Source organism: Paenarthrobacter ureafaciens (assembly GCF_004028095.1).
In the GTDB taxonomy this organism is placed as follows: Bacteria; Actinomycetota; Actinomycetes; order Actinomycetales; family Micrococcaceae; genus Arthrobacter; species Arthrobacter ureafaciens.
On record NZ_SBHM01000007.1, the window covers coordinates 1,948,941 to 1,973,954 of the forward strand.

A 25,014-nucleotide genomic window follows, 5' to 3' on the forward strand; every position below is an offset into this window, starting at 1 on the left:
ACTGCAATTAATAGGGTTCGAATCCGGCGTACCAATATCCTCATTGGAGCACGCCGGCGTAGCTTATTTGCCAAGTTTATCGCCGGGTGCTCCCCACGCAGGAATTGTGACCACATGGCGGCATCATGAGGCATTTCGGCCTATGATCGCCCGGCGTACTATCCATTTATGACGTTCCAGGGCGGAGATTCCGACTATGAGGTGATCGGTGGGGGAGTCATTGACGACCGTCGTCCGCACCGTGCCGGGACCGAGGCGGGACCGGCGTCGGCCCACGATGATGAGTCGCCGGCCCCTCCGCGCAGTCCGGTGGGTGCGGCGGCCCGCGCTGCCTGGTCGGATGTGGTCGCGTCCCTTGGCTCGTGGCGGTACTGGACTGCATGCGTTCTGGGGATAGCGGCCGCCGGCGCCTTGACCGCGGCGTTGGTGGGATTCGGCGCAGCCAACGGATGGTTCGAAACAGGCCTGTGGGACGCCGTCTACCTGCTGCTGGGGGCTTGGCTGGTCCTTGTCGCTGCAGCTCACGGGGCCGTCCGAGGATTCAGGCGTCCCGCGTCCGGCGTTCTTGCCGCCCTGTTCTCAGGATTGCTGCATGGCCTGGTCCTGGCGCTTTTGTCCGGCGTTGTCCTGGCTGCGGTTGGCGCAGAAACGGGAGGGCCGATCGCCCTGGCGATTGCCGCCGTCGTCGTGGTCACTGTAGAGGTGGCACTGTTCGGGCTGATCGGTGCCGGCAGCCGCGCCTGTTTCCGGAGGGCCTTGCCCGGAGGCGTGCTTGTGGCCGTGCTTCTGGCTTTCCTGTTGTTCGGAAACGTGGTGGCAACCCTCGCGCTGCTTCCGGGCACGTCCACCACCGCGCAAGCCTCGGTTCCGGTCAACGTGGAGCGCGACAAATCCGGGCGCATGACCGCTTATGAATGCGTCGGCCAAACGCGCCCGGTTGAGGTTGCGCACACCGATCGGGTGGCGTGGATCGCGGCGAGCAACCCGGTGATGGTCTTCGGGAGCACGGCGGGGGAGTTTGTTCCCAGGAACAGCGATTTCGCGTGGATACTGGCCGGGTTGCAATGGGCCGCCGATGGTCCGCAGCGGGACGTTCCCTGCCTCGGAGGCGAATCGAGTGACAGCCTGCCGCCAACGGTGCCGGTAGCGGTCACCGGCCTGGCGCTGCAGGGCGCCGTGGCCGCGTTGGTGGTGCTTCCCGGGCGGATGCGGTTGCGCCGGAAGGCCTGAGCTATTCGGCGCTTGCGTTGGTCAGGGTCCCGCGATCAGGCGAGGGCGTTGCGACGGCCCTCGAAGGCACGGCCGAGCGTCACTTCGTCGGCGTACTCGAGGTCTCCGCCCACCGGCAGGCCGGAAGCGAGGCGCGTGACCGTGATGCCGATCGTCTTCAGCATCCGTGCCAAATAGGTGGCCGTCGCCTCACCTTCGAGGTTCGGATCGGTGGCGATGATGATTTCCTGGATGGCGCCGTCGTTGAGCCGCGTAAGGAGCTCGCGGATCCGCAGCTGTTCCGGGCCGACGCCCGCGATGGGGTTAATGGCGCCGCCCAGTACGTGGTAGCGCCCACGGAAGGTACGCGTACGTTCAACGGCCAGGACGTCCTTCGATTCCTCCACCACGCAAATGACCGAGGGGTCCCGGCGGGGGTCGCGGCAAATGTTGCAGGTTTCCTGCTCAGTGACGTTGAAGCACACTGAGCAGAACTTCACGCGTTCCTTGACGGTGGTGATGGCTGCAACCAGGCGCTTCATATCCTCGGGATCAGCCTCGAGGATATGGAACGCCAGGCGCTGCGCCGATTTGGGCCCAACACCGGGGAGCCGGCCGAGCTCGTCAATCAGCTCTTGAACTGCACCTTCGTACACAATGTCCTCGTTCGTTTCGTTGCAATGCCGCTGCGCCCAGGGTTAGGGCTGCGTGCCAGGCGCAGATGGTGGTCAGCGCATGTGGAGGGGAGAACCGTCCAACGACCGCTCTTCAATCAGCTTTCCGCCCAGAATACGCTCCACCGCGGCGCGTCCGAACACCCTCGATTCCTCGATGGTCTCGTCCTCGGGGCTGGGGATGTCCTCCGCTACGCTGGTCGGCTGGGCCTGGGGATGGGCAGGCGCCTGGACGCGGCCCCGCTGGGCCTCAGGGCTGTTGGTCAACCGCTGGTAGAGGCTCTGCTTGACCGCCGGACCGCCCGACGGCGCGTCCCCTTCGAGCGTGGCGACGGAACCGTGGGCCTCCTGCGGCTCCAGGGACGACAAGGGCCACGCCGGTGCCTTCTGCTGGGTTTGCGTCGCGCCGGTTCCGGGCCATTCCGACGGCGGTGCGACGTCCCAGCCTGAGGAACCGTTGTTCCCGGCGCTGGTTGGCTGGCCGTAGGTGGACGGCTCGGCGGTTTCGCTGCCGATGTCAGGAGTCCCGGCCGTGGGAGCCTGGGCTGTTGCCGGTATTTGGGCTGCAGCTGGCTCGTACTGCGGGGCCGACTCGTTCTGCGAGGGCTGGGCCGCTTGGTGGTCGCTGCTGTTGCCGTTGGCTTTGGCTTTACCGCCAACGTTGGATTCCGTGCCAACAACCCACGTTCCCGGCGCATGTTCCACCGCACGTGACCACGGATCCTGGGCGGGATCCGGCCGCGAGGGGGTCTCGGTGGCATTCGGGGGTTTCGTGGCCTGCGTGGGCTGTGGGCTTGCCTGTGGGCGCGACGGTGTCCGGGGCCGTGCGTCGGCCTGGGCCTGCGCAGGGGCGGCCGGGGCCTCGTACCGGGGGGTCGGCTCCCAGTCAGCCGGCGGTTCTTCCTCCAGCGGCGGGGCGTCCTCGTCGAGCGGCGGACCCCAATCGTCATCAGGGTACGAGTAGTCGCCGGCCGTGTCAGGCACGGATGCCCGGGGTCCGGCCTGGGGAGTTGCCTGCGGTCCAGCAGGTGGTTCTTCCGGCGTCTTCGGACCCGTCAACCAGACCGATTCCCGGTCCACCGGGGAAGCGGCCGGCCAGCTCGGAGCTTCCGCGTTCTCCGTACTGCGGGCCGAGGACTCTGAGGTGCTGGCAGTGTGATCCGTTGAAACGGGTTCCGGCGCTGCTGGCTCCGGGGCAGGGGTTTCCTGCGCAGGAGCTTTGCGGGGCGCGTCCTGCGCAGGATCTTTCCCGGCGGAAGACTCTTGTTCAGGGCGTGACGCCGGAGCAATGCCCCACGCTGCATCCACGGCGGTGGCAGCTGCCGGAGCTGGTGCTGGAGTAGCCGCTACTGGTGCCGGAGTAGCCGCGACCGGCGTTGGAGCTGCCGCGACTGGTGCTGGAGCTAGCGGAGCTGTATCCGATCCGCTGGCCAGGTGTGCAGCTCCGTCTGAAACCGTGTTTCCGGCTCCTTGGGCGCCGGAAACCGGTTCTTGCGCGTTCGTTGCCGGGGTGTCCCGGCTAGTACGTGCTTTTGGGTTTGGTTCAGAGCTCGCTGAGCTGTTGGCGCCTGCCACTGCGACAATCTGGCAATCGATGCCGATGGTCTTGTGGATGGCCTGGCGCAGGTTCTCCGCATGATCGGCGCGTCCGAACGCCCCGGCAAGGCCACTGGTTGTGAAGGCCAGGGTAAGGACTTGGGCGTCGTACTGGGCCACTTGGGCGTTGGGTTCCACCAAGGCCCAGGTGCTGCGCTTGATCTTGGCCAACGTCTGCAGCACGTCCGGCCAAGCACGCCGGAGCGTTTCAACGTCTCCGCCGGAGGGGGTTGGGGCTGACGGAATGGCCGCGGGCCGAGCTTCCGGCGCAGGTGCGGACTGCGAGGCTGGAGCGGATCGCGTGGCTGGTGCAGGTTGTGAGGCTGGTGAAGGGTACGGCTGGTTCTGCTGCGCAGCCGGGCTTTGTGCCGCCGGTGCTGCCTGTCCCGTGGGCGCCGCCGGATTCTGCTGCGTCGCCGGAGTTTGCACAGGAGCTTGCTGTCCCTCAGCGGGACCCGTTGGGCGCCCGGAAACGGACCGGTCCTCCACAGGCCAGTCGTTGGTGGAGACCCGTGGTGCCGTCAGGGACGTCCGGGCCTCGGAGGCCGGATGCTGTGGCTCTCGTCGCTGGTGGTCCTGCGCTGGAGCGGTGGCAGGTGCAACGGGTGCCGTCGGTGCCGCGGGGGCAGTAGCGGTTTGGTGCTCAACGGGACGTTCCGCCGGCTGTTGGGGAGTCATGGGTGCCGTAGCAGCAGGGACAGCGGGGGCTGTTTGCTGAGCGGCAGGAGCCACGGGTTGAGCTGCCGGTGCCTGCTGAGCCTGCGAACCGGCGACTGGTGCTGCCCCGGCCTGAGGTGAGGCTGAAGCGGCAGCCGGGATCCCGGCGTCGCCGGCGTAGTTGAGCCGACGTTCCACGCGGTCTATGCGCGCGGCGATCCCGCGCTCCGTCTGCTCCGCGCTCGGAAGGAGAATGCGGGCGCAAAGAAGTTCCAGGTGCAGCCGTGGTGACGTGGCACCGGTCATTTCGGTGAGGGCGGTGTTGGTGACGTCGGCAGCCCGGGACAGTTCAGCCGCACCCAGATTGGTGGCTTGGTTGCGCATGCGGGCGATCTGGTCCTCCGGCATGCCGCGGAGGATGGACTGGGCGCTTTCCGGCATGGCCTGGACGATGATGAGGTCCCGGAACCGCTCCAGGAGGTCCTCCACGAAGCGTCGCGGATCGTGGCCCGTCTGGATGACGCGGTCAACGGCACGGAACACCGTGGCGGAGTCCGCCGCGGCGACGGCATCGACGACGTCGTCAAGAAGGGAGGCATGGGTGTAGCCAAGCAGGGCAACGGCGAGCTCGTAATCGAGGCCGTTCGGTCCGGCTCCAGCCATGAGCTGGTCCAGCACGGAAAGGGAGTCGCGCACTGAGCCGCCACCGGCACGGATCACCAGAGAAAGCACGCCCGGAGCCACGGGCACATTCTCCTGGTGGCACAGCAGCTCAAGGTACTTGATGAGCGGCTCCGGCGGCACCAAACGGAAGGGGTAGTGGTGCGTGCGGGAGCGGATGGTGCCGATGACCTTGTCCGGTTCCGTGGTGGCGAAGATGAACTTGATGTGTTCCGGCGGCTCTTCGACGATCTTAAGCAGCGCATTGAAGCCGGCAGAGGTGACCATGTGGGCTTCGTCAATGATGAAGATCTTGTAGCGGTCGCGAACAGGGGCGAACGTGGCGCGTTCACGGAGATCCCGGGCATCGTCCACACCGCCGTGGCTGGCGGCATCGATCTCGATCACATCCAGCGAACCCGAACCGCCGCGGGCAAGCTCGATGCAGCTGGGGCACTTTCCGCAGGGAGTGTCCGTGGGGCCCTCGGCGCAATTCAGGCAGCGCGCGAGGATGCGCGCGGAAGTGGTCTTGCCACAGCCGCGCGGGCCGGAAAAGAGGTAGGCATGGTTCACGCGGTTCTTCCGCAGCGCCGTCATCAGCGGCTCCGTGACGTGTTCCTGTCCGATAACGTCCGCGAACGAATCCGGGCGGTACCTTCGGTACAGGGCAGTTGTAACAGTCACAGGGAAAACCTACCTATAGGGACTGACATTTAAATAAGAGACCCCTCATGCACCCGCCAGAGCCCATCTACCCTTGCTACCTTCCGGTCCTGGGGGAGTTCAACAGGATGACGCCACACGAGGGGCCGTCGACAAGCTTACCCGAACTTGGGGCACGGTTCGAATCGGCTGGAGGGGACTGTGGAAACCGCTCGACGGCGGGTACTCCGCGCCGTCGAACCCGGCCGTCCCTCTATCACCTGCCGCCCGTTTCCGCCCGCCCCTCTATCAGGTCCAGTCCGTTTCCGGCCGTCCCTCAATCACTTATCGACCCGAGCTCTGCGCACCTGTTTCCGCTTGGCGCACCCGTTGTGGGTGGACGGCGCACCCGTTTCCGCGTGGCGCTCCTGTTCTGATGGGTGCGGATTGCGGGAAGGGGTGCGGCGTCGGCGGCGGGTCAACGGCCGGCCCCGGCGGCGGGCGTCGGTGTCTGCCCGGGGTGGGGCTGTGCGGCCACTCTGTCTGGGTGCACCTGTTTCCGCTTGGCGCACCCGTTGTGAGTTGGCGGCGCACCCGTTTCCGCGTGGCGCTCCAGTTCCTATGGGTGCGGATTGCGGGTGAGGGTGCGGCGTCAACGGCCGGCCCAGTGCGACGGAGTGGATCATCGCCACCCTTTGACAGGCCACGTCATGAAGGCCGGCTCCTCGTAAGGATGGGCTTCACGCAAAGCCAGTACCACGCCGTCGAGCAGTTCTCCGGCGACTACGCACTCAACGCGGACTTCCGGCACCTGCTCGGGCTCCCCGACGTCGCCGATGAACGGTTGCGCTCCCGGAAGGGGAGTGAAGCGGCCTGTGCCGGGCGAGGTGAAAGCGCAATGGGAATAGTCGCCTATTCGACCGGCCCCGGCGTCGCCGATCGCCTTCAGGACGGCGTCCGCATGATCTTCGGGCACGTAGACAACCAAGGCATGCAGTTCGGTCGTAAAGACATTTTGTCAGCAACTAAGGCCCGGAACCGGCCCCAAGCATTGCATCCGGAGAGGTCGCAGCGGACCATAAGTATGTACACCGATTGGGGCAATCTCCGTCGATTGTGAGCCGCGGGGCCTGGGCAAGAGGGGCCGGACCCGGCGGCTCAACGGAAGTACCGTAGGAATGGGCGCGTTGGGGGCGTCCATTTTTTCGTTAAAGTCTTGTCGTTCAGGCTGCTGCCGACGGGCGGCGTCGCGGGCTTGGAACCCGTTCTGGCGCCCGATTGGGAGATGCCGAAAATCTCAGGTACAGTAGTATCTGCTTTCGAATCGGAAGCAAGGAGAATTCGCCTAGCGGCCTATGGCGCACGCCTGGAACGCGTGTTGGGTTAACGCCCTCGGGGGTTCAAATCCCCCATTCTCCGCGTTTGGCCCCGGTCCACTGGACCGGGGCCTTTTGCGTTCACCAGCCAAGCCCCGGGGCAGCCCTCACGAGACAGGGCGCTAGCTTTGCGCAGCCGCCACCCGCTCCAGCACCTCACGGCACGCCAGGATGGCCGGGTGGATGCGCCCGGCAGTGCGCGTGGAGGTGAAGATGGTCCGCGCGGGCGAACCGGGCAGGTCAAGCAGCTGGACCGGCCGTTCCATTCCCGTCCAGACGAGGTCCGGCATCAGGGCTACGGCGTTGCCGGATTCGATGAGCCGGATCTGCGCCTGGAGGTCGGCGGTTTCATAACGTACGTCGGGTTCGAATCCGGCTGAACGGCAGGCTTGCTCGGCCCAGTGCCGTGATGCGGCTCCACGGGGTTCCATGACCCACGGCATGGAGGCCGTGTCCGCGATGGATGCAACATGTTCCCCGCCGAGCCCCACCGGGGGAGTAGCCAGGCGAATGGCGTCGCTGGTCAAGGTCGCCCGGTCGAGGCCGGGGTGGTGCGGTGCTGCGTGCCCGGGGTACTGCTCGGCCACCACGATGTCGAAGTCCCTGGCCCACGTCTCGTAAAGTGCGGTTTCCGGCTCCCGTTGGGTCATCTCTACGCGCACTTCCGGGTACTCCTGCCGCATGATCGTCAGGAATCCGGGGAGCAGCGCCAGTGCAGCGGACTGGAACACTGCCAGGCGCACGGTGCCGGTCACGGTGGAAAGAGACGCAGCGAGCTCCGTCTCGGCGCGTTCCAGCGTCTCGAGGAGGGCGGACGTGTGGGCTACGAGGATCTCAGCCTGGGGCGTGAGTTGAACGCGGCGCCCCGCTTTCCGGAGGAGTTCCACCCCGGCTTCCTTCTCCAGGAGGGTGAGCTGCTGGGAGACGGAAGACGGGCTGTATTGCATGGCGTCAGCCACCTCGGCGAGGGTGCCGCGGATCTTGAGTTCGTGCAGCAATCGCAGCCTGCGGACGTCCAGCACGGCAGCCTCCAAAACTTCGGGATGAGTAATGAATATTCGTCAGAAAAGGTCGCTTTTCCTAATGGGATTGTAGATCCATACTGATGGAAACAAACAAACTTCTCCGCCCCAGAAGGAGCCCTCATGACCAGCACCCTCCCGGATGCGACCTCCCCGCGCACCCAGGATTCCGGGCAGTTCGACGCACTGGCCCACGAGGCCATTGCGCTGGTTCGCCATTGGCTGACTGAAGCCGCCAAAATTCCTGTTGACGTTTCCGCGCAACGGCTCGCCGGAGTCCTGAAGGACCCGAACGGCCTGGAGTTCACGGTCGGATTCGTCGACGGCGTCATCCGCCCCGAGGACCTGTCGGTCGCCGGCCGGAAACTCGCCGAACTGGCACCCAAGGTGCCCACGTTCCTCCCGTGGTACATGCGCGGCGCCGTCCGCGTCGGCGGGATCATGGCCCCGATCATGCCCCAGGTGGTCATTCCCATCGCACGCCGCGTACTCCGCGAAATGGTGGGCCACCTGATTGTCGATGCCACCGATGCCAAGCTCGGTCCGGCCATCGCCAAAATCAAGCAGGACGGCGTCCACCTTAACGTGAACCTCCTGGGCGAAGCGGTCCTGGGCGAGCACGAGGCCCAGCGTCGTTTGGACGGCACGTTGAAGCTCCTGGCCCGCGAGGACGTGGACTACGTGTCCATCAAGGAATCCTCCACCGTGGCCCCGCACTCCCCGTGGGCCTTCGACGAGGCAGTGGACCACGTGGTGGAGAAGCTCACCCCGCTCTACCGCCTGGCAGCGTCCTTCCCCAAGCCCAAGTTCATCAACCTGGACATGGAGGAATACAAAGACCTCAGCATGACCATCGCCGTGTTCAAGCGGATCCTGGATATGCCCGAGTTCCTGAACCTCGAGGCGGGCATCGTCCTGCAGGCCTACCTCCCGGACGCACTCGGCGCCATGCAGGAACTGCAGGAGTGGGCCGCCGCACGCCGCGCCAAGGGTGGTGCGCCCATCAAGGTGCGTGTGGTCAAGGGTGCCAACCTTCCCATGGAACAGGTGGAGGCATCACTCCACGACTGGCCGCTGGCCACATGGGGCAGCAAGCAGGATTCGGACACCAGCTACAAGAGCGTCATCAACTACGCCCTCACCCCTGAGCACATTGACGCCGTCCGCATCGGCGTCGCGGGACACAACCTCTTCGACGTCGCTTTCGCCTGGCTCCTGGCGAAGCAGCGGGGCGTCACTGAAGGCATCGAGTTCGAGATGCTGCTCGGCATGGCGACCGGCCAGGCGACCGCTGTCCGGAAGGACGTCGGCAGCCTGCTCCTCTACACCCCGGTGGTCCACCCGGGTGAGTTCGATGTTGCCATCGCCTACCTGATCCGGCGTCTCGAAGAGGGAGCCAGCCAGGAAAACTTCATGTCTGCCGTGTTCGAGCTCAGCGACAATGAACCGCTCTTCGAACGTGAAAAGCAGCGTTTCCTGAACTCCCTCGCGAACCTGAGCGAGGATGTGCCGGAGCCGAACCGCAAGCAGGACCGCCACCTTCCGGCTGAACCCGCCCCGACCGAGGGCTTCCGCAACACCCCGGACACCGACCCCGCCCTCCCGGCCAACCGGGCTTGGGGCCGCGACATCCTGGCGCGCATCCCCGGCTCCACGGCGGGTAACGCAATCGTCGAGTCCACCAAGGTATCCGACGCCGCCGAACTCGAACGCATCATCGCCGCGGCACTCGAAGCAGGCAAGGCATGGGGAGCCCGCCCGGCAGTCGAGCGTGCCGCGACCCTCCACCGTGCCGGGGACATCCTCGAGTCCCGCCGGGCCGAGCTGCTCGAGGTGATGGCCTCCGAAACCGGCAAGACCCTGGACCAAGGCGATCCCGAAGTCAGCGAGGCGATCGACTTCGCGCACTATTACGCCGAACGCGCCAAGGATTTGGAAACGGTCGACGGCGCCACGTTCGTCCCGGCCAACCTCACCGTAGTGACACCCCCGTGGAACTTCCCGGTGGCGATCCCCGCAGGCTCGACGCTCGCAGCGCTCGCCTCAGGTTCCGCCGTCGTGATCAAACCGGCCAAGCAGGCCCGCCGCTCCGGTTCCGTGATGGTGGACGCGCTGTGGGAAGCCGGCGTGCCGCGTGAGCTGCTGGCGCTCGTGCAGCTCGAAGAGCGGGAGCTGGGCACGCAGTTGGTGTCGCACCCGAGCGTGAACCGCGTGATCTTGACCGGTGGTTACGAAACCGCAGAACTTTTCCGTTCCTTCCGCCAGGACCTTCCGCTGCTGGCGGAAACGTCCGGTAAGAACGCGATCATCGTCACCCCGAGCGCCGACCTTGACCTGGCCGCCAAGGACGTCGTGTACTCGGCGTTCGGCCATGCCGGCCAGAAGTGCTCCGCGGCGTCCCTCGTGATCCTTGTGGGTTCCGTTGCGAAGTCCAAGCGCTTCCACAACCAACTGATCGACGCCGCGCGGTCCCTCACCGTGGGCTACCCGGACAACGCCACCACGCAGATGGGTCCCATCATCGAGCCCGCCAACGGCAAGCTCCTCAACGCCCTGACCACCTTGGGCGAAGGGGAAACCTGGGCCGTCAAACCCGAACGCCTCGACGGGACGGGCCGCTTGTGGTCCCCGGGCATCCGTTCCGGAGTCAAGCGCGGCTCCTACTTCCACCTGACGGAGTTCTTTGGACCGGTGCTCGGCGTCATGACCGCCGAGACCTTGGAAGAAGCCATCGCCATCCAGAACGAGATCGAATACGGCCTCACCGCCGGGCTGCACTCCCTGGACTCCGCCGAAATCGGCACCTGGCTGGAGACCATCCAGGCCGGCAACCTGTACGTCAACCGAGGCATCACCGGCGCGATCGTCCAGCGCCAGCCCTTCGGCGGGTGGAAGAAGTCCGCTGTGGGTGCCGGGACCAAAGCCGGTGGCCCGAACTACCTCATCGGCTTGGGCAACTGGGTGCCCGCAGAGGCACACGCCAAGCGCGGCACCGTCCTGCAGGCTGCCGCTGCGGAGATTCTCGCCGCAGCGAAGTCCGTGGACGTCACCGGCGAGGAGCTCCGCGTCCTGGAGCAGTCGCTGTTCAGTGACGCCGACGCCTGGGCGAGCGAGTTCGGTACCCGCAAGGACGTCTCCGCCCTGACCGCGGAGCGGAATGTCTTCCGCTACCGTCCCATCCCGGTCACTATCCGCCTCTCGGAAGGCGAGCGGATCGCCGACCTGCTGCGGCTTGTCGCGGCCGGCGCGGTGGCCGGTTCGGCACTCAAGGTGAGCTCCGCCGTCGTACTTCCGGACGCCGTGGTGAGCGTATTTGCGAACCTGAATGTCAGCGTCCGGGTCGAGGACGACGCCGCGTGGCTGGCCCGCGCAGCAACGTTCGACGGCGGCCGCATCCGCCTGATCGGTGGCGACTTCACCGCGCTGAGCGCGGCGACCGGTGGCCGTCCGGACATCGCTGTGTATCACGGAGCGGTGACCCAGGCCGGGCGGATCGAGATGCTGCCGTTCCTCCGCGAACAGGCCGTGTCCATCACAGCCCACCGCTTCGGCACCCCGAACCACCTCTCGGACGGGCTGATCTAGCAGGTCACGCATCGAGGGGTTGGCTTTCGGTACAAAGTGCCTGTGCAAGGGTCCAAAGCTAACCCCTCGACGACGCCCGTCCCAACCGCTCAAGCCGACGCCGGGCAGCCAGCTCGCTGGGGCCGCGCCGGCCAAGGGCAAGGTGGACGAAGGCCAGGATCGCCTTGGCCGCCGTGATGGCCGGCAACGGCACGGGACCCAGGCGGGCTTTCCGCAAGCCAAGGAGGTCCCGGTACTTGGGTTCAAGGCTTGCGACGGCGGCAGCGAACAGAATACGGTAACCCGGCCTCAGCAACGGGCTCAGGGGCGGCGTCCGGATGAATTCGACCGTCTCGGCAAGGCGTTCGTCGCACCGCAAAGCGCCGGAGGAGTACCAGCGGTCCAGCTCCCGCCGAACCTCCGTTTCCGTGACGGGCGGATCCTCCACACCCATGAGCCGGCCGGCCGATGCCCACTCACGGACGTAGGCGTCGGCGCCGCCGGGGATGGGGCCGCCGAAGATGCGGTGCGCCGCGAGGAACGAGTCCGCGTAGGTCACGTGGACCCAGCGGAGGAGCTCCGGATTGTTGGCTGCGTAGTCGCGCGGTGTTCCGTTCCCGTCGATGTACGTTCCCTGGACACGCTGGTGCAGTTTCCTGACCCTGTTGGTGGCCTCTTGTGCGGCCTCCGTTGAACCGTAGGTCACCGTGAAGATCCAGCGGATGGTGCTTGCGAGGCGGCCCAGGGGGTCTTCCTTGAACCCGGAATGCTCATACACGCCGGCAAGTGCGCCCGGGTGGAGTGCCTGCATCAAGAGGACCCGGATGCCGGCCACGATGGTGGACATGGAGCCGTGCACAGCCCACACCGCCGACCCCGGAAGGTGGTATCCGGCGTCGTTCCCTTCTGCGAGGCGAGGCACCCACTCAGGCGGTGTTCCGGACGTTCCGGTGAACGTGCGCTGAAGTTCGTGGCGGTACTCGAGGAAGTAGTTCCGCATGCCTTACAAACTACACGCGGGAGCGGCGCCTGGCAGGTGCTGCTGCCACCAGCAGGGCGGCAATGGCGACGGCGGCGCTCAGGATGAGTCCCGGACGGTACTGCTCCAGCATGGCTTGGGCGCTGACCGAACCCTCAGTGTGTCCGTGTCCGCTGACCAAGGCCGTAGTGACGGCGAGGACCAGTGCTGCGCCAACCTGCGTGCTGGTTTGGATCAGTCCGGCGGCCAGACCTTGCTCGGAATCGCGGATACCGGCCGTGGCCTGGACGTTGATGGACGGGAACGCCAGGGCGAAGCCGAGTCCAAGCAGGATCACCGAAGGCAGGATGTCCAGTGCGTAATTGGGCGTTGTGCCCACGCGGAGGAACAACACGTAGCCCAGGCCCAGGGCGGTCAGGCCCGTCAGGATGAGCTGCGTGGCGCCGAACTTCTCTATGAGGCGGTCCGCGAACGGTGCGCTCGTCGCCACCAAGCTGGTTGAGCAGTGGCGCAGCATCCAGGACTCCTACTTCCGCACCGCCGGAGCTCTCGACCGTGCGCTGGAAGCGAAGTTCGACATCGGCCTCAACGAGTTCGAAATCCTGGACCTCGTGGCCGAAAGTACGGACGCTGCCTGCCGTATGAAGCAGCTGGGGGAGCGGACGCCCATGACGCAAAGCGCAGTTTCCAAAGTGGTGGACCGGCTTGAAAAAGCCGGGCTGGTGTCACGCCAAACGTGCGCGGACGATCGCCGGTCGGTCTTCCTGGAACTAACGGAAGCCGGCCGCGCACTCCATGCTTCCGCGGCGATCGAACACCGCGCATTGCTCAAGGAAAACCTGACCTGAGCGCGTCATGGCCGAAGCTCAAGATGTCTTGAGGAAAAGCTGAGCCAACCTTTCGCTCGAAGTCAAGCTGGAAGCCTTTATTTTCATTGGCTTACCCGCAACAATGGTGCATGCACGCCAGGCTGGGGTTTGGTGCCGCTGGCTTTGGGGAGTGTTTTGTGGGCAAGCATCATGAATCAGACCGGGTAGCGATCCTGGTGCGCACCGAGGGTTTCCGCCGCGTTTTCATCGCAGGCGCCCTCGCGATAGCTGCGTTCTTCGCTTTTGGATTCCAACCGCTGACGTCCGGTCCGTCGTATTCGCTGGATGGCGCGTCGGCCCAAGGAGTCGTCGGCCCGCTGGCACTGGGAACCTTGGTGCCGCCTGAGGCCGAAACCCTGGTGCTGGACAACATGCCAGAGCCTCCTCAGCAAGTGGCCGGCACGCCGATGGTGTATTTCGACCGTGCCTTGGTCCGCACCGTGGGTGCCGATGGTTCCGGCGCGCTGACGGTTGCCTCGGCAGGGCTGTCCCGTCCGCCGGCCGGTCACCTGTACTCGCCCCTGGAAGTCCTGAATCCCAGCTCTCCCTACGGCTACCGCTTCAGCCCGCTGACGGGCCTGCCCGGTGAATTCCACTGGGGCCAGGACTATGCGGCGGCTTGCGGTACCCGCGTTTACTCGGCGGACTCGGGGACGGTCAAGGCCGTGGGCTGGCACATTTGGGGTGGCGGCAACCGCGTCGAGATTGAGCACGGCAACGGCTTGGTGACCACGTATAACCACCTGCAGGCCATCGGAGTTACGCAAGGCCAGTCAGTCCGGGTGGGCCAAGTGATCGCCGAGGTCGGCACCACTGGATGGTCCACCGGCTGCCATCTCCACTTCGAAACGATCGTCAACGGGCTGCACACCAACCCGAACCAGTGGCAGTTGCTGCCCATCAAGCAGATCGATCCGCTCCAGGGCATCACCATGGTGAACTACCAGCCCGGTGTCGGCACGGGATCCGGCACTCCGCAGTGGGCAGTGCCCATCACGGACGGGACCACCCGGGCAGTCATCGGTGGTGAGCATGAAGAAGATGTGGCGCCGCCCGTCACGCAGACGCCGGTGAGCCCAGGGACGCCGTCGAACACGGCAACTCCGTCCAACCCGGGCGGCTCACAGACCGCGACGCCGACTCCGACGCAGACGGCCGCGCCGTCGCCAACCGGCACCGCGACGCCGACTCCGACGCAGACCGCGACGCCGACTCCCACCGGGACCGCGACGCCGACTCCGACGCAGACGGCCACGCCGTCGCCCACCGGGACCGCGACGCCGACTCCCACCGGAACTGCTGCGCCCACCACTACGGCGCCGACGACGACGGCCCCCGTCACTACGGTTCCCGCCGCACCGACGGCTGAATCCGCCGTCGTACCGCCTGCAACGACAGTGCCGCCTGCAACGACAGCTCCGGATCCCGCACCCGTAGCACCTCCCGCGGTGACTGCACCGGAACCGGCTCCGGCAGTGGTCGCTCCGGCACCCGCCCCGGCTGTGGTGGCGCCGGCACCGGCAGTCGTTGCACCTGCGCCGGCTCCGGTCGTGACGCAGCAGGCTCCCGCCGCCCCCGCACCTGCACCAACGCCGGCTGCAACGCTGGCGACACTTCCCACGGTGGTCCTGCCGCCTGGATACATCCTGATCGCACCGGACCTCGTTCAGCGCCCGGATGGTGTGATCGTGCCGTTGTCCAGCCTGATCCTGCCCACGCCGTAGGTCGGTGCACCCCGGCGGACTCTGTGGAGAGCTCCGGCGGTGACCGCAGGGAGGAAGAATTTTCCAACTTTCCGCCCGAAATTAGCCGAATGTTCGCTTCCTATCTGGTTGGATTGGACCTACTGGATTGACACGGGAGTCGCCGGCTCCCACGGACGCTAAGGCAGCCATGGAGCTCATCGAGGCCGAATATCCGAAACCAGGTCACGTGCTGTTGCACCTGAGTGATCTGCACCTGCTGGGCGGAACGCGTGCCCTTCATGGCGCTGTTGACAGCACGGAGCGGCTGCGCGAAGTCTGCCAGCAGATCATCGATTCGAGGATCCATGCCGAAGCCGTGATCTTCACCGGCGACCTCGCGGAAAAGGGCGAACTCGAGGCCTACGAACGGCTCCGCGAAGTAGTGGAACCGCTGTGCGCGGCCCTCGGGGCTACGCCGGTCTGGGCCATGGGTAACCACGACAACCGGGCTAATTTCCGCGCGGTTTTCCCGGAGGCCGCGAAAGGCAGCCGGCCCATGGATCCGATGGACCGGAGCTACTTCGTGAACGGCCTTCGGATCATCACCTTGGACACCACGGTTCCCGGACACCACCACGGCGAGTTGTCGGAGCAGCAGCTTGAATGGCTGGCCGATGAGCTCTCCACACCAGCCCCCGACGGCACCATCCTGGCGCTCCACCACCCACCCGTGCCCTGCGTCCAGGACCTCGCGGTGTTGGTGGAGCTGCGGGACCAGGGCCGCCTGGCCGCCGTCGTCGGCAACTCGGACGTCAGGGCCATCCTGGGCGGCCACCTGCATTACTCGACGTCGGCCACCTTTGCCGGCGTACCGGTGTCGGTGGCTTCAGCCACCTGCTACACCCAGGACCTGGCGGTGGGCGCCGGCGGCCAGAGGGGCCGCGACGGCGCCCAGGCCTACAACATGGTGCACGTTTACGAGGACACGATTGTGCACTCCGTGGTGCCCCTGTCCGGCGGCGACACCGTGGGCGAAGAACTCGACGCCGAAGGAGTCCGGCGCCGCTTGGAGGCCGCCGGAGTCGCCATCCCCGGCCAGTCACGCACACGCTTCAGGGGGAAGACCCGCTTGTCTACTTCTCCCAAGGTGCCTTGACCGGAAAGTACTTCTCCAGGAAGTCAGTCACCAGCTGGGCGCGTTCGTCCGCGTGGACCTCGGGGAAGCTGCCGTCATTGAGGCAGAAGAGGTCCATGTGGCGCTTGGCAAGGAGCTTGGGCAGGTAGTGCAGGCCGGACCACAGGGTGGTGTCCACGTACCGGACCCGGGCGTTCTCCTGGGTGACTGCAAGGCCGGTCAGGAGCGCGTAGTAGTGGTAGAACGAGTTGGTCACGGAGATGTTGTCCGCGGCCCGGAAACGGCTGGCCGCGGTCTTGGCGAACTCGCTGGGGAACTCATGTTCCATCCGGGCCACCACGCTCCGGCGGAGCGGAGCGGCCGTGTGTTCCAGGTGCCTGGTGGTGATCCGGCCGAAGCGCTCCCACAGCAGCTTGCGGTTGACCCGTGCGGCGTTCTCGAAGCCGCTGCGCTCGGCGTCGTTCTCGCCGAGCCCGATCCTGGTATCCGCTTCGATGAACTTGGTGATGCCGCCGGGCGTGAAGAACATCTCCGGTCCAACAGGCCTGCCGAAGAACATGTCGTCATTGGAGTAAAGGAAGTGCTCCGAAAGGCCATCGATGTGGTGGAGCTGGCACTCGACGGCCTGCGAATTGTGCGTGGGCAGCACGGAGGGGTCACTGAAGAAGTCCTCGCTGCGGACAATGGTCACCTTGGGGTGGTCGGCAAGCCATGAGGGGGCGGGGGAGTCCGTGGCGATGAAGATGCGGCGGATCCACGGCGCGAACATGTACACCGAGCGGAGGGCGTACTTGAGCTCGTCGATCTGCCGGTACCGGGCTTCATGGTCGTCACCCTCGCCCAGCACGGCATCTGCCTGCTGGGCGCGCCGTGCCGCGATGTACGCGAGATCGCTGCCGTCCACCCACGAGAAAACGATGTCGATGTCGAAGTCGATGTCGCTGGCGTGGTCCGCAAACATGTTTTCTATGGTTGGCCACTCCAGGCCGTGCCGGGTCACGGAACCGCGCACGGCGTCCTGCCGCAGCAGGGTCCGGCGGGTCAGCGAATTCTCCACGGGCAGTTCCAGGCGATCGCCATCAAAGCGCCAAAGTTCCAGCTGGACGCCCAAGGCAGGTCCGTACCAGAGCCCGCCGCCCGTCTCTACCCGGGGGCGGTAGAGGCGGAAGATGCGGGACTTGCGGTTGGCGGACAGCTCCCCGTCCGCTACCAGTACCGAGACCTTCTTCTTGGCATCTACGGTCATCGAATAGAACGGCTCGTTCCGGAAAGCCTCCACCAGTGCGTCCCGCACGGCCTTGCGCGATTCCCAGTCGACGGCGATGACCGGACGTTCGTCGTTGCCCCGCACCAGGATGAAGTCGACGCCGGCGGCGTCCAGCGCCGCGCGGATGTCAAGCAGATCCGCAACCATGGCCTGCTGTGGCGTGAGGTCGGTGTTAAGGAGGGCATAGCGCCCGCGGTGGCGAACGACGTCGGACCTGTGTTTGAGGTGCGCAACGACGGACGCGGTGGCCGCCTCCGCAATCGAGTCCTCCTCGACCGTGGGGCTGCCGTGGTAAACCTGATCGACCTGTGCCTGCGTGATGGCTGTTCCTCCTTGCTGTGTTGAGGTGAAGCTGATGTTGAGGGCGCTGCCTTGCGGCGGAGCCGGAGCTAGATGTCCAGGGCTTCGCGCCAACTGCGAAGGAATGCTCCTCCGGCGTCGTCATGGATGACGTCAGCGGCAAGCTCAAGGTCCGCCGCGGTGAGGATGGTGTAGGGCTTCACCGGAACACCGTCCGCGGGCCGTACATCCACATGCTTGACGTCGTGGTCGTTGTGGTGGAGCCAGTCCGCCATGGCGTAGTCGGTGCGGGAATCACCCACCGTTCGCCAGGAGAGCGGCGTAATGCCCTGGGCAGCCAGGAGTTCCACGGCACGGCTTGCACCCAGGTCCTTGCCCAAACGGACCGACTCTATGTCCGTGGAGATGATGGTGGGGTCCAGCCGATAGTCCGCGGTGTCATCGGATCCGGGTGCGTGGTGGTCCAGGATGGCCGCGTTGAGGTTGTGCCGTGCCATGATGTCCAGCGCGTCGGCGTCGAAGAGTTTCTGTTCGGCGAGGTAGTCCTCGCTGGCAACGTCAAGGTGTTGCTCCACGGATACCATGGCCCGCTTGGTTTCGTCGAAGAACATGTGTGAGGCGTAGTCCTCGGCCACCAGCCGGCGGATGTCGTCGCCGTAAGCCTTGGGCACCGCGAGTTCGTGGTCCACGTGGATGGGACCGGGACCCTCGGCGGTGTAGCTGAACCAGACCGCACCCTTCTCGCAGATAGCGTGGATGGTGGTGCCTGCAGGCATGCCCGCGGCAATCATGGGCTCCATGACCTGTTCGCTGATGAAAGCATCGGAACGGCCGGTATTGAAGATGACCGGGATGCCCGCAGCGGCCAGGGCTACGAGGTCGGCGATGATGTCCGGCTTCACGTCCCGCGTGACAGGGCTGGCGATGGGACCGTCGACGTCGAGGAGCAGCGCGAGGGCCGGGTTCTCCCGGGTAACAGTCCGGCCGGGACTTTGGAGCGGTTGAGTCATGTCCCTATTCTGTCAGTCCGCGGGGCCCACTCCACAGCTGTGACGCCGCGGGCCTGATAATCACCATTTGGCTACAACCTGCCTGTGCCGGGGCTCACAAGTTCCGTTGGAGCTGTAACTTCCATAGGCTTGCAGGGTGATCTTCAAAGCTGTGGGCGAGGGACGCCCGTACCCTGACCATGGATACTCCGCGCCGCGGGATTGGGCTGCCCTGCCTCCCCGCCCGGTCCGGCTTGACGAGCTCGTCACCACCAAGCGCACCCTGGACCTGGAAGCGTTGCTGGCTGAGGATTCAACATTTTTCGGAGACCTTTTCCCCCACGTGGTCCAGTACCAAGGGGTCATGTACCTGGAAGACGGACTCCACCGGGCGGTCCGGACGGCACTGCATCAAAGGACGGCGATCCATGCCAGGGTGTTGGTGATCGATGGCTAGGCGTCCCAAGGATGTGACGCACCTCCATGGCCATCACGTGGTCACGGGCGAGGAACTTCGCGCCACGTTCGCCGACGACTCCGGGACGCCGCCCTCACGGTTCGGGAGGCGGCTTTTCCACGCGATCGTCCTGGTCCTCCTGGTGGGGGTCATCGCGGCCGGAGCCGTGGGCGCCTGGGCCGTCATGAACGGCGTGGTGAAAGTGCCCACCGCAGTAGCCAGCAAAGCTCCCACGAGCCTTTGCCCGGGAACCACCTTCGACTACGTTCCCAACGAAACCGTCAGCCTCAACGTCTTTAACGCCACGTCCCGCAGCGGACTGGCCGGCACGGTCGCGGAGCAATTCGCCGCACGCGGCCATAAAGTGGGCGCCGTGGACAACAGCGACACCGCCTATTCGGGAGTCGGCGTCGTCATATCCGGCGTCAAGGGCCAGGCGGCCGCCTTCAACATCCAGCGCAACCTCGCCGGTACCGACTACTACGAGGACAACCGTGAGGACGAGTCCGTGGACGTCATCCTCACCCCGGGCTACGAGGGCCTGGTTGAACCGGAACAGGTTGACAAGACGCCAGGCAAGCTCAGCTGCCCCCGTGAGGACCTCCGCATCGCGGACAATTCCAAGTGGCCCATCATCCCCACGGATCCCGCAGGCAACTAAACTCCCACAGCGCTTCTACGCGTCGCTGGCCTGCAGTGTCCCCGCCGCGGCAGCCCGGACTGGCCTGCCGGCGTCGTCGAACTTCGCCCCAGCCCCCAGCTGGATGAACCGTACGGTGAGCGCTGTGGCGGTTTCGACGTCGGTGAGCGGCGATGGCAGCGGCGCGTCGCCGTCGGGCGTCTTGTTGCGTCGTGCGGCGCTGGCGGACAGGGTGCCGTGAATGAGGCGCGCCAGCTGCGCCACGTCCACGTCCGGGAGGTAGCCCTGGCGGACCCCGTCCTTAAGGATGTCTTCGAGGAGGATGTTCAGCCCGCCGACGTGGTCTGCGAGTTTGGCGAAGGAAGCGGGGGATAGGACAGCTGCCATCGCCGGCCCGGGCGGCAGGTGGCGGCGGCTGAGGTCCTCCACCTGGGATCGGACGTAGAGGGCCAGCCGGTCCACCGGATTGTCCAAGGCTGCCAGGGAATCGCGCAGGTCCCCGATAAAACGTTCGGTCTCGTCCAAGGCGTACGCGATGAGCAGTTGCTCCATGTCCGCGTAGTAGTTGTAGACCGCGGTGCGTCCCACGCCTGCGTGGCGGGCGACGTCGGTCATGGTCAGGCCGGGGAGGCCGTGGGTGAACAGAAGCTCACCGAACGCTGTGAGGATACGACGTTGGGTCTCGGCGCGTTGGGCAGCGTTCGTGGCGGCCGTGATCCTTGGCATATAGACACTTTACCGTTATCTGTCAGCAAATACCCGTGAACCCTGCGGGGCGGAGGCGGGCGGAAACTCGCGTAGCATCGAGTCAACCGGATTGATTTCACCAAGGGGGACTGTTGCGGGCAACGGTCAAGGATGTAGCGCGCCGCGCGGGAGTGTCTCCCAAGACCGTTTCGAATGTGATGAACGGCGTGGTGCCCGTCAGTGCGCCCACGCGCCTCAAGGTCGAGCAGGCCATGCAGGAGCTCGACTACGTTCCCAACCTCTCTGCGCGGGGACTGCGCAACGGCCGCTCGGGCGTCATTGGCCTGGCACTGCCGGATCTGGCCACGCCCTTTTCCGCCGAGCTTGCCCACCATGTGGTGGAAGTTGCCCACGAACAAGGGTGGAGCGTGCAGATCGAGGAGACGGGATCGGATCCGCAGCGGGAACAGGACCTGATGACCCGTGCACGGTCCAACCTGATCGACGGCCTCATCCTCAACCCCGTGGTCCTGCAGGAAAGCGCCGTCAAGGTTGGTGTTTCCCTTCCTCCGGTGGTGCTGCTCGGCGAAGTCACCCAGCACATAGCCGATCGCGTGTTTGTGGACAGCATGGCTGCGGCGCGGGACATGACGCTCGCGCTGGCAAAACCGGGACGCCGGAGGATTGCCGTCCTGGGCGTCAATGCGGCCCGGCCGTCGTCAACTGCCATCCACCGCGCGGCCGGCTACGAGTCGGCCCTGGAGGCCTTGGGCATAGCGCCGGACGATGAACTGCTGATCCGCTGCGAAAAATGGACGTCCGAGTCCGCGGCGGCAGCGCTTGATTCCTGGCTTGATTCGCACCCCGTGCCGGAGGCTTTGTTCTGCTTTACGGACTCCATGGCGCTGGGGGCGCTCAACGTCCTCTGGAAGCGGGGCATCCGGGTTCCCGATGACATTGCAGTAGCAGGATTCGACGACGTTGCGGACGGGCGCTTCGCTGTCCCGCCCCTCACTACCGTTTCCTTCGACCGGCGCCATGTGGCCTCCGAGGCACTACGCCTGCTGACTGATCGAATGACGGACCGCGACTCCTCCCAGCGCGTGGTGCAGGTGGATTACTCCATCGTGGAGCGCGGCAGCACTGCCCCGCGGGGCAAGGAAGGGCACTAAGCCCGGGGCCAGGGAAACCTCCGCACTCCGGAGCTGGCAACGCCGCTTGGCGTCAAATTGTTTGCGCTAACAATTTTTCCTTGCCTTGCAATTTACATCGTTGTAATGTGAGACCTGCGTCACTCCGGCTCCACCATTCAGCTGGACACGGCGCAAGCAAGCCGGACTTTGCAGCTAGCAGTGACTTTCAGCGGACCCATCCAAAGGAGTGACGGGTGAAGCAATTCGAAACGGCCGGGAGACAGGTATCCAGGCGGCAACTATTAGCCGGATCCGCGGCCCTCGGCAGTCTGGGCCTGATGGCCGGGCTGACCGGCTGCGGCGGAGCGGCCCAGGCGTCCCAAGCGCGCGAGATCGGCTTCTGGCATCTGCTCTCCGGTGGTGATGGCATCAAAATGCAGGCGATGATCGCCGCTGCCAATCAAGCCAACCCGGGATTCAGGGTGCACCCCACCGTGCTGGCGTGGGGACCGCCCTACTACACCAAGCTGGCCATGGCCTCGGCGGGCGGAAGGCCGCCCGAACTCGCCATCATGCACGCGAGCCGCGTGCCCGGCTACGCGCCCGGCGGACTCATCGAACCGTGGGACCTGGACCTCCTCGCCGAAAACGGTGTGCGGCCCGGGGACTTCGCCCCGAGGATCTGGGAGAAGAGCCAGCAGGACGGCAAGGTGTTCTCCATCGCGCTGGATTCACACCCGTTCATCATGTTCTACAACACGGATGTGGCAGGCAAAGCCGGGTTGTTGGAAACGAACGGCCAGCTTCAGCAGGTGTCCACCCCCAACGATTTCAAGGCCATGGCCCGGGAGATGCAGAAAGTCACCAAGGCCCGTGGTTTGTCTTTCGGCTACCTCAACCTGGGCTCGCAGATGTGGCGCCTTTTCTACACCCTCTACAAGCAGCACGGGGCGGAGATCGTACTCACTCCGGGCCAGGAGATGCAGGCGGACCGGGATGCGGCCATCGAGTCCCTTGAGTTCATGGCGTCGCTCTTCGATGACACCATCGCGGCCAAGAGCGGTGATATCAATACGGGCATCGCCGAATTCGTCCGCGGCGATTCAGGCATGTTGTTCAGCGGAGTGTGGGAGCTCCCCACCATGAAGAAGGCCAAGCTGCCTGTGGACGCGGCAACCATCCCCACCCTGTACGGAACGCCGGCCTCGTACGCCGATTCCCACTCCTTCGTCCTTCCGCGGCAACTCACTGCAGACGCGGACAAGCGCCGCGATGTCTATAAGTTCGTCAGCGACATCCTCAAGGGCTCCCTCGCTTGGGCGGAGGCAGGGCATATTCCGGCGTACCAGCCAGTGGTCCAGTCGCCGGGCTACCGGCAGCTGTCGCCGCAAATCCACTACGCCAATGCCGCGGACATCATTACGTACGATCCGGAGTCGTGGTTCAGCGGGTCCGGCTCGGACTGGCAGACGTACTTTGCAGAACACATCCAGAACGTGCTTCTGGGCCGTGACAAGGCAACCACAGGTTGGGACGGCTTCGTAGCCCGCACCAACGATCTTCTCTCCCGTCCCAACCCGGTCTAACCGTCCTACCGAGCGACAAAGGAGTCCTTCATGAGTTCCTCTACCTTGTCCCGGCAGGCCAGCCAGCCCGGGACCACCCAGAGCCGGAACGCCAACGCCGGCCTGTCACTTCGCAGCAAGCGGGACGCCCTGAGCGGGTGGACCTTCTCCGCACCGTTCCTGGTGTTTTTCCTTGTCTTCCTTGTATGGCCCATCATCTACGGCTTCTACATGAGCCTCACGGGCAAATCCCTCACGGGGGCCAATGATTCCCTGATCGGCTTTGCCAACTACTCCGAGGCCTTTGCCGACGCCGGAATGTGGCGATCGTTGGGCAACACCCTGTACTTCACCGTGATCAGTACGGTGCCGCTGGTACTGGTTGCGCTGCTGATGGCGGCCCTGCTCAACATGAACCTGCCCGCACAATGGCTGTTCAGGTTGTCCTACTTTGCTCCATTCCTTCTGGCATCCACCGTGGTGTCCTTGTTCTTCACCTGGATGTACAACCCGCAACTTGGCCTGATCAACGATTTCCTCGCCAAGATCGGCCTTCCCAAAGTCGCCTGGCTGAACGATCCGAACGTGGCCATGTGGGCCATTGTGATAGCCACGCTGTGGTGGACCGTCGGCTTCAACTTCCTGCTGTACCTGGCGGCCATGCAAAACATACCGGCACAGCACTACGAGGCCGCGTCCCTGGACGGGGCGGGAGGATGGCGCCAGTTCTTCTCCATCACCCTGCCGCAGCTCACACCCACCACGGTGATGATTGTCCTGTTGCAGATCCTCGCGTCGCTCAAGATCTTCGACCAGATCTACCAGATGACGGCCGGCGGTCCCGGCGGGTCCACCAGGCCGGTGGTCCAGTACATCTTCGAAACCGGATTCACCGGCTACCGGCTGGGTTACTCCGCAGCCATCTCCTACATCTTCTTCGGGCTGATCGTGGTGGTTTCCGTCATGCAGTTCGTCATCACCCGCCGCAGGAGCGCATAGCCATGGCAACCACAACCCTCACCCGTCCCGCACAGCACACCGGAACCACCCAGGACCTTCGCAAGCCGCGCAGGAAACTGACGGTCGGCAGGGTGGCCGCGATCGTCGTCGCCGCCTTCATTGCCGTTCTCTGGCTTATTCCGTTCGCTTGGGCCACCGTCACCGCTTTCAAGACCGAGACGGACGCTTCGGCGTCGAAGATCAGCTGGATACCGCCGTCGGGCTTCACGGTCGAGGCGTTCGCCAAAGTCTTCCAGGACGGCAACATTCCGCTGTGGACGTGGAACTCGCTCTACACCTCGGCAGCCATCACGATCATCACTCTGGTGATCTCGGCGCTGGTTGCCTACGCCCTGTCCAGGATCGACTTCAAAGGCAAGAAGCTGCTGATGACGGTCATCATCGCGTCCATCATCATCCCGCCGCCGGTCCTGATCATCCCGCTTTTCTACCAGATGCTTGCGTTGAAGATGATCGATACGTCGTGGGCCATCATCCTGCCGCAGGTCATCCATCCCGCCATGGTGTTCGTGCTGAAGAAGTTCTTCGACCAGATCCCGCGGGAACTCGAAGAGGCGGCCGTGATGGACGGGGCCAGCCGGCTCCGGATCTTCATGACGATCATCCTGCCGTTGTCCCGGCCCATCCTGGCTGCCGTCGCTATCTTCACGTTTATCGGTGCCTGGAACAACTTCCTGTGGCCGTTCATCTCCACCAACGACGATTCGCTGCTGACCCTCCCCGTGGGCCTTCAAACCATCAAGAGCGCCTATGGCGTGCAGTACGCGCAGAACATGGCGTCCGCGCTGCTCGCGGCGCTGCCGCTGATCGTCGTGTTCCTCTTCTTTCAGCGGCAGATCATCAAGGGCATCTCAACGACCGGACTCGCCGGAACCTGACCAGGCACCT

20 protein-coding genes, 1 tRNA gene and 1 other RNA gene are annotated in these 25,014 nt (G+C 65.2%); 12 read left to right on the forward strand and 10 right to left on the reverse strand.

What is annotated here, in order from left to right:
* Positions 1-168 precede the first annotated feature (168 nt).
* Entirely contained in the window at positions 169-1,230 is a 1,062-nt protein-coding gene (locus AUR_RS13445; protein ID WP_062095067.1) for a hypothetical protein, read from the forward strand.
* Between the two features lie 35 nt (positions 1,231-1,265).
* Here AUR_RS13445 and recR read toward each other — a convergent pair whose 3' ends face one another.
* From recR to AUR_RS13465, 4 genes are all read right to left on the reverse strand, one after another.
* Positions 1,266-1,865: a recombination mediator RecR gene (recR, locus tag AUR_RS13450; RefSeq protein ID WP_021471655.1), complete on the reverse strand. Its 600-nt coding sequence runs from the start codon at positions 1,863-1,865 to the stop codon at positions 1,266-1,268.
* A 72-nt stretch (positions 1,866-1,937) separates the two neighbouring features.
* Entirely contained in the window at positions 1,938-5,480 is a 3,543-nt protein-coding gene (locus AUR_RS13455; RefSeq protein WP_082694483.1) for a DNA polymerase III subunit gamma and tau, read from the reverse strand.
* A gap of 33 nt (positions 5,481-5,513) precedes the next feature.
* An RNA gene (gene ffs, locus AUR_RS13460) (signal recognition particle sRNA small type) lies at positions 5,514-5,610 on the reverse strand.
* Positions 5,611-6,120: 510 nt separating this feature from the next.
* Positions 6,121-6,414 carry a YqfO family protein gene (locus AUR_RS13465; protein ID WP_241650924.1) on the reverse strand — a complete coding sequence of 98 codons (294 nt, stop codon included), beginning with the start codon at positions 6,412-6,414 and terminating at the stop codon, positions 6,121-6,123.
* Positions 6,415-6,772: 358 nt separating this feature from the next.
* Between AUR_RS13465 and AUR_RS13470 the strand changes: the two genes are divergently transcribed.
* Positions 6,773-6,857: transfer RNA gene (locus AUR_RS13470), tRNA-Ser, on the forward strand.
* Positions 6,858-6,936: 79 nt separating this feature from the next.
* Here AUR_RS13470 and AUR_RS13475 read toward each other — a convergent pair.
* Positions 6,937-7,836 (reverse strand): LysR family transcriptional regulator, encoded by a 900-nt coding sequence (locus AUR_RS13475; protein ID WP_021471652.1) that lies wholly within the window; start codon positions 7,834-7,836, stop codon positions 6,937-6,939.
* Between the two features lie 123 nt (positions 7,837-7,959).
* On the opposite strand from AUR_RS13475, the gene AUR_RS13480 reads away from it, so the two are divergent.
* Positions 7,960-11,421: a bifunctional proline dehydrogenase/L-glutamate gamma-semialdehyde dehydrogenase gene (locus AUR_RS13480; RefSeq protein ID WP_062095071.1), complete on the forward strand. Its 3,462-nt coding sequence runs from the start codon at positions 7,960-7,962 to the stop codon at positions 11,419-11,421.
* A 58-nt stretch (positions 11,422-11,479) separates the two neighbouring features.
* Here AUR_RS13480 and AUR_RS13485 read toward each other — a convergent pair whose 3' ends face one another.
* Both AUR_RS13485 and AUR_RS13490 read right to left on the reverse strand, forming a co-directional pair.
* Positions 11,480-12,400, reverse strand: coding sequence for an oxygenase MpaB family protein (locus tag AUR_RS13485; RefSeq protein ID WP_062095073.1), 921 nt, complete (start codon positions 12,398-12,400; stop codon positions 11,480-11,482).
* A 10-nt stretch (positions 12,401-12,410) separates the two neighbouring features.
* Complete coding sequence (locus tag AUR_RS13490) at positions 12,411-12,869, reverse strand: MFS transporter (protein ID WP_241650925.1); 459 nt, start codon at positions 12,867-12,869, stop codon at positions 12,411-12,413.
* Here AUR_RS13490 and AUR_RS13495 point away from each other — a divergent pair.
* From AUR_RS13495 to AUR_RS13505, 3 genes are all read left to right on the forward strand, one after another.
* Positions 12,835-13,227 (forward strand): MarR family winged helix-turn-helix transcriptional regulator, encoded by a 393-nt coding sequence (locus AUR_RS13495; protein WP_062095076.1) that lies wholly within the window; start codon positions 12,835-12,837, stop codon positions 13,225-13,227. The two genes, AUR_RS13490 and AUR_RS13495, sit on opposite strands and share 35 nt — an antisense overlap.
* Positions 13,228-13,385: 158 nt before the next feature.
* On the forward strand, positions 13,386-14,972 hold the full coding sequence (locus tag AUR_RS13500; RefSeq protein WP_062095078.1) for a M23 family metallopeptidase: 1,587 nt from the start codon (positions 13,386-13,388) through the stop codon (positions 14,970-14,972).
* A gap of 169 nt (positions 14,973-15,141) precedes the next feature.
* A complete protein-coding gene (locus AUR_RS13505; RefSeq protein ID WP_062095079.1) occupies positions 15,142-16,089 on the forward strand; it encodes a phosphodiesterase in 948 nt (315 codons plus the stop codon).
* On the opposite strand, the gene AUR_RS13510 is transcribed toward AUR_RS13505, so the two are convergent.
* Both AUR_RS13510 and AUR_RS13515 read right to left on the reverse strand, forming a co-directional pair.
* Positions 16,067-17,596, reverse strand: coding sequence for a stealth conserved region 3 domain-containing protein (locus tag AUR_RS13510; RefSeq protein WP_421913988.1), 1,530 nt, complete (start codon positions 17,594-17,596; stop codon positions 16,067-16,069). The two genes, AUR_RS13505 and AUR_RS13510, sit on opposite strands and share 23 nt — an antisense overlap.
* Before the next feature lie 128 nt (positions 17,597-17,724).
* The gene (locus tag AUR_RS13515) at positions 17,725-18,645 is read right to left on the reverse strand and encodes a Cof-type HAD-IIB family hydrolase (RefSeq protein WP_062095081.1); all 921 of its coding nucleotides are present in this window, start codon (positions 18,643-18,645) and stop codon (positions 17,725-17,727) included.
* A gap of 136 nt (positions 18,646-18,781) precedes the next feature.
* Between AUR_RS13515 and AUR_RS13520 the strand changes: the two genes are divergently transcribed.
* Entirely contained in the window at positions 18,782-19,081 is a 300-nt protein-coding gene (locus AUR_RS13520; RefSeq protein WP_021471645.1) for a type II toxin-antitoxin system VapB family antitoxin, read from the forward strand.
* On the forward strand, positions 19,074-19,742 hold the full coding sequence (locus tag AUR_RS13525) for a LytR C-terminal domain-containing protein (protein WP_193592098.1): 669 nt from the start codon (positions 19,074-19,076) through the stop codon (positions 19,740-19,742). The genes AUR_RS13520 and AUR_RS13525 overlap by 8 nt, the downstream gene beginning before the upstream one ends.
* 15 nt (positions 19,743-19,757) lie before the next feature.
* Here AUR_RS13525 and AUR_RS13530 read toward each other — a convergent pair whose 3' ends face one another.
* Entirely contained in the window at positions 19,758-20,447 is a 690-nt protein-coding gene (locus AUR_RS13530; protein ID WP_062095083.1) for a TetR/AcrR family transcriptional regulator, read from the reverse strand.
* A 113-nt stretch (positions 20,448-20,560) separates the two neighbouring features.
* Here AUR_RS13530 and AUR_RS13535 point away from each other — a divergent pair, with 113 nt between their 5' ends.
* From AUR_RS13535 to AUR_RS13550, 4 genes are all read left to right on the forward strand, one after another.
* Positions 20,561-21,580 (forward strand): LacI family DNA-binding transcriptional regulator, encoded by a 1,020-nt coding sequence (locus AUR_RS13535; RefSeq protein ID WP_062095084.1) that lies wholly within the window; start codon positions 20,561-20,563, stop codon positions 21,578-21,580.
* A gap of 215 nt (positions 21,581-21,795) precedes the next feature.
* The gene (locus tag AUR_RS13540) at positions 21,796-23,127 is read left to right on the forward strand and encodes an extracellular solute-binding protein (protein WP_062095086.1); all 1,332 of its coding nucleotides are present in this window, start codon (positions 21,796-21,798) and stop codon (positions 23,125-23,127) included.
* Positions 23,128-23,157: 30 nt separating this feature from the next.
* Positions 23,158-24,105, forward strand: a complete 948-nt coding sequence (locus tag AUR_RS13545) for a carbohydrate ABC transporter permease (RefSeq protein ID WP_062095088.1) — start codon at positions 23,158-23,160, stop codon at positions 24,103-24,105.
* Between the two features lie 2 nt (positions 24,106-24,107).
* Positions 24,108-25,004: a carbohydrate ABC transporter permease gene (locus AUR_RS13550; RefSeq protein ID WP_062095089.1), complete on the forward strand. Its 897-nt coding sequence runs from the start codon at positions 24,108-24,110 to the stop codon at positions 25,002-25,004.
* Positions 25,005-25,014 lie beyond the last annotated feature (10 nt).

Coding starts and splice junctions, on each gene's coding strand:
- AUR_RS13545 (WP_062095088.1), top strand. CDS start 23,158: ATGAGTTCCTCTACCTTGTCCCGGCAGGCCAGCCAGCCCGGGACCACC.
- AUR_RS13525 (WP_193592098.1), top strand. CDS start 19,074: ATGGCTAGGCGTCCCAAGGATGTGACGCACCTCCATGGCCATCACGTG.
- AUR_RS13445 (WP_062095067.1), top strand. CDS start 169: ATGACGTTCCAGGGCGGAGATTCCGACTATGAGGTGATCGGTGGGGGA.
- AUR_RS13515 (WP_062095081.1), bottom strand. CDS start 18,645: ATGACTCAACCGCTCCAAAGTCCCGGCCGGACTGTTACCCGGGAGAAC.
- AUR_RS13495 (WP_062095076.1), top strand. CDS start 12,835: ATGAGGCGGTCCGCGAACGGTGCGCTCGTCGCCACCAAGCTGGTTGAG.
- AUR_RS13530 (WP_062095083.1), bottom strand. CDS start 20,447: ATGCCAAGGATCACGGCCGCCACGAACGCTGCCCAACGCGCCGAGACC.
- AUR_RS13480 (WP_062095071.1), top strand. CDS start 7,960: ATGACCAGCACCCTCCCGGATGCGACCTCCCCGCGCACCCAGGATTCC.
- AUR_RS13485 (WP_062095073.1), bottom strand. CDS start 12,400: ATGCGGAACTACTTCCTCGAGTACCGCCACGAACTTCAGCGCACGTTC.
- AUR_RS13505 (WP_062095079.1), top strand. CDS start 15,142: ATGGAGCTCATCGAGGCCGAATATCCGAAACCAGGTCACGTGCTGTTG.
- AUR_RS13550 (WP_062095089.1), top strand. CDS start 24,108: ATGGCAACCACAACCCTCACCCGTCCCGCACAGCACACCGGAACCACC.